Here is a 2374-nt window from a genome sequence, read left to right on the forward strand (position 1 = left end):
TTTAAATATTCAATAAGAAATTGATGATAAAATAATAGAAGAGGATTCTAGATAAAATAGAATTCTCTTTTATTATTTTTATTTTAAAATGTATGAACTTTTTATCATCATTGTATATCTAATAAGTAAGAATAGATAAGGGGGCAAGTAGATGTTTGAGGGGTATAAATTAGATTTAGTGTACAAGGCTAAGAAGGGAAATGGAAAAGCCTTCACTAAATTAATAGAAGAAAATATTAAAAGTATATATAGAGTAGCAAAAGGTATTTTAAGTAGTGAAGATGATATAGAAGATGCAATACAAAATACTATTTTAAAGGCATATTCTAATATTAAGACTTTGAGAAAAGAGGAACTATTTAAAACTTGGATTATAAAGATTCTTATAAATGAATGTAATAAAATTTATAACTTTAATAAGAAGTGTATAAGTCTAGATAAGGTTATAGAAGAGCAATACAATGATAAATATGAAAATTTAGATTTGAAAATTGCTGTAGATTCATTGCCAGAGGAATTAAGACTAGTTATAGTATTATTTTATTTTGAAGATTTAAAGATAAGTGAAGTTTCAGAGCTTATTGGAATACCAGAGGGAACTGTTAAATCAAGGCTATCTAGGGCAAAAACTAAAATTTCTGAAAGTATAAATGGAAAGGAGATAATGTAATTATGGATTTAGATAAAAGCTTAAAGAATATGTATAGTGAAGATGATATTAAGATACCCAATTCATTAAGAGCAAAGGTTAATAATATATATAGGGACATAGAATCCGATAGTAAGAGGAAGATTAGAAAAAATATATTGAAAGCTGCTGGATTAGTTTTTGCATTATTGATAGGAACTAATTTTGTTAAACCTTCCATTGCAGAAGAAATACCTATAGTTGGTCCAGTACTTAAAGTATTAAATAACCAATGGGGATTAGGAATTAAATATACAGAAAATGGCTTAGTAGTTAAAGAAGAATTTCATACAGAAAATCATATTATTAATATTGAGGCTGTTGATTTTAGGGGAGAACAATTATTAATAGTATATAAGGTTGAAGGAGAACTTGATTTTAAAGAGCCAACAATTTTTAGTCTTTCACTAGATGTAAAAGGGGATGGATTCATTGTTGAACAAGGGGGTGGATTAGCAACGGGGGGGCCTAATGAAGATGGTATATATTATGGCTACTCATTAACAAAAATAAATTTTGAAAAAAGTGAATACAATAATGAAGAAATAGTTGTAAGTATTTCTCCAAAGGCTATAGACTATATTAAAGATGGAGAATCGATTACAGAAGATATTAATGATTCAAGAGAAATAAAATTAACAATAAAAAATAGGGATTATAGGTAGAGTATATAAATTTAAATAATATGAAATTCGGCTTTGCTGGATTTCTTTTTATGTAAGATTGTAATTTATGAATAATATTTTCATTATATCAATATTGGATTAAATATAAATAAATGGTAAAATTAATTGCGAGTTAAGATATGGTTTTAGGGGAATAGAATGTTAAATAAAGTACTATATAAAATTATGTTAAGTAAGAAAGGATTTAGATATGAAAAAGTTAGCAGTAATGTTTCCAGGAATGAATTACAATAGTGACAAACCACTTTTATACTATACAAAAAAGATATTAAGTAAAGAAAATTACGATATTGTAAGTATTTCTTATGGGGAATTGCCTAAAGAAAAACAACCAGCCTTTGATATAGCTATAAAGAAAGCAGAGGAAGCAACTAAGGATATAAATTGGTCTAATTATGATACTATATTATTTGTATCTAAAAGTATTGGAACTATATTAGCAGGGGTAATAGCTACTAATTTACCTAAGAATATTAAACATATCTATCTTACACCAGTTAACGAAACGTTACAGTTTATAGATGGTGATGTAGTAGTTTTCTCAGGCAAAGAAGATCCAATGATGAATACTAAAGACTTAGTGGCAGAATGCAAGAATAAAGAAATAGAACTGTATTTATATGATGATTGCAATCATTCTATGGAAACAGGAGATGTTAATAAGGATATTAAAATACTTTCAGATATAATTGAAAAATGTCAAGAGTATATAAAGAACATATAGCAATTGATATAATTATTTATGATGATGAATAAGGTATTCACTAAGAAAGAATATTTCGCGAAAAGAAGAATTATATTATCAAGTATTAAATGGTTGTCTAAAGATAGCCATTTTTATTTTTCTAAAATTATAAGGATTACTCTGTAAATAACTTTTGAAATATACTTATATCCCTTGATTTTCAGTGCTCATATGTAAGTTTTCTATAAGGTGGAGTAAGGTAGGTGAAGGAAAAATTTCCATAAATTTAATATATATATTTACAAAGTATTAATA

3 protein-coding genes are annotated in these 2374 nt (G+C 26.1%); all 3 read left to right on the plus strand.

Annotated features, from left to right (window positions below; translation table 11 throughout):
- Positions 1-151 precede the first annotated feature (151 nt).
- The 3 genes from E6248_RS15420 (at position 152) to E6248_RS15430 (ending at position 2098) form a co-directional block, all read left to right on the plus strand.
- Positions 152-670: a sigma-70 family RNA polymerase sigma factor gene (locus E6248_RS15420; RefSeq protein WP_316341653.1), complete on the plus strand. Its 519-nt coding sequence runs from the start codon at positions 152-154 to the stop codon at positions 668-670.
- A 2-nt stretch (positions 671-672) separates the two neighbouring features.
- Complete coding sequence (locus E6248_RS15425) at positions 673-1353, plus strand: hypothetical protein (protein WP_316341654.1); 681 nt, start codon at positions 673-675, stop codon at positions 1351-1353.
- Positions 1354-1564: 211 nt separating this feature from the next.
- Entirely contained in the window at positions 1565-2098 is a 534-nt protein-coding gene (locus E6248_RS15430; RefSeq protein WP_316341655.1) for a hypothetical protein, read from the plus strand.
- The last annotated feature ends 276 nt before the right edge of the window (positions 2099-2374 follow it).

Source organism: Clostridium sp., assembly GCF_032552055.1.
Classification (GTDB): domain Bacteria; phylum Bacillota; class Clostridia; order Clostridiales; family Clostridiaceae; genus Clostridium.

Excerpts from the sequence above, each read along its gene's own strand:
- E6248_RS15420 (WP_316341653.1), top strand. The coding sequence starts at position 152 with ATGTTTGAGGGGTATAAATTAGATTTAGTGTACAAGGCTAAGAAGGGA.
- E6248_RS15425 (WP_316341654.1), top strand. The coding sequence starts at position 673 with ATGGATTTAGATAAAAGCTTAAAGAATATGTATAGTGAAGATGATATT.
- E6248_RS15430 (WP_316341655.1), top strand. The coding sequence starts at position 1,565 with ATGAAAAAGTTAGCAGTAATGTTTCCAGGAATGAATTACAATAGTGAC.